This is a genomic window from Pantoea sp. Morm, assembly GCF_016643525.1.
Taxonomy (GTDB): Bacteria; Pseudomonadota; Gammaproteobacteria; order Enterobacterales; family Enterobacteriaceae; genus Pantoea; species Pantoea dispersa.
The window spans coordinates 1-1,717 of sequence record NZ_VOQX01000229.1; the positions used below are offsets into that span (position 1 = coordinate 1).

The 1,717-nt window shown below is 61.7% G+C and carries 2 protein-coding genes; one reads left to right on the top strand and one right to left on the bottom strand.

Translation table 11 applies throughout. From position 1 onward, the window contains the following. Positions 1-815, top strand: an 815-nt coding sequence (locus FT726_RS27105; RefSeq protein ID WP_346303834.1) for a DAK2 domain-containing protein, incomplete at its 5' end; no start/stop codon positions are given. Positions 816-934: 119 nt separating this feature from the next. Here FT726_RS27105 and sbmA read toward each other — a convergent pair. After that, on the bottom strand, positions 935-1,717 hold a 783-nt coding region (gene sbmA / locus FT726_RS27110), incomplete at its 5' end, for a peptide antibiotic transporter SbmA (RefSeq protein ID WP_346303835.1).

Here is a 1,717-nt window from a genome sequence, read left to right on the forward strand (position 1 = left end):
TGCAGTCGCCGCTGGCGGCACGCATCACCCATTTAATTGGCCCGGCAACCCTGGTCAGCGCGCTGGATATGAAAGGGTTTTCGCTGACGCTGCTGGCGCTGGAAGAGGCGTTTTTCGAGGCGCTGCATGCGCCGGTGCAGGTGCTGGGCTGGACGCCGATGTACGACTTTGCGCCCATCAGCCTGCAGCGCGCTGAACGCATCGGCAGCGTGCTGGATTTCGATCCTTCTGATAACGCTGAAGTGGCGCAGGTGGTTGAGCGCGTGACGCAGACGCTGATCGATCTGGAGAGCGAGCTGAATGCGCTGGACGCCAAAGTCGGCGATGGCGATACCGGCTCGACCTTTGCCGCCGGCGCGAAGAAAATCCAGCGCGGCCTGCGTGAACAGCAGTTGCCGCTGGATGAGCTGCCTACGCTGCTGGCGCTGGTGGGCGAACAGCTGGCGACGGTGATGGGCGGATCGAGCGGAGTGCTGATGTCGATTCTGTTTACTTCGGCCGGACAGCAGCTGGAAGAGGGCAGCACGCTGCCGCAGGCGCTGATGCATGGACTGGAGCGGATGAAGCACTACGGCGGCGCGCAGCCGGGACATCGCACGCTGGTGGATGCGCTGCAGCCGGCACTGGAAGCGTTAGCGGCGGGTGAATCGCTGGCGGATGCGGCGGCCGCTGCGCAACAGGGTGCCGATGCGACGGCGCAGATGCAGAGCGCGAAGGCGGGCCGTTCGGCTTATCTGAATCAGCAGAGTCTGGATGGCGTGAAGGATCCGGGCGCGTACGCGATTGAGAAGGTGTTTGCGGTGCTGGCGGGCTGAAAATGGGGCGGATGGGTGCGGGGTTCGCCCTCACCCTAACCCTCTCCCGCGGGCGGGAGAGGGGACTGTTCTGAGTGATGTCGGAGTACAGTGCGGTTCTGCCTCCGAGCCTTTTCCGCTTACTCCGAGGCTTCGCGCAGCATCTCTTCGTGCGGAATATCCTGCAGAATCTGCTCAAAGCTGCGCAGACGTTTGTAGATCGACATCAGCGTAATCAGCGTGGACCACGACGTAATCAGATACTGGAACGACGAGCGCACCTGATCGAACACGTTGGTGATCTGGTTAAGCAGCCCCAGCGTAATGGTGCCCGCGACAATGGAAGGGAACAGCACGAACAGCCCGAACACATTGTCCACCTGCAGGTAGAGAATGCGCGTGATGTTGAAATAGAGGTAGTGGAAATAGAGGCGGAAATAGTTGTGACGCACGCGGCTGAACAGCTCCTGCACCGTGGGCGGTGCGGCGCGCTGCGGATCGTCCTCGCCGTACACCAGCTCTTTACGGTACGCGGCTTCCACCCGCTGATTGCGGAACTCCAGCCCCGGCAGTTTAATTCCCACCAGCGCCAGCAGCGCGGTACCAAACAGCGACCACAGCAGCGCGGCGATCACCAGCGCATAAGGGATATTGCCGAGAATCGGCACTTCCTTCACGTGGTGCGACAGCGTCACCAGCACCGGCAGAAACGCCACCAGCGTCATGATGGCCTGAATAAAGCTGATGCCCCAGTCCTGCAGCGTGCTGGCGAAGCGCATGGTGTCTTCCTGCACACGCTGTGCGGCCCCTTCCACCAGGCGCAGGCGCTGCCAGTTATGCATGTAGTAGTTGTTCATCGCGGTACGCCAGCGGAACACCCAGTGGCTGACGAAAAACGAGTTCATCACGCCGATCACCACCGC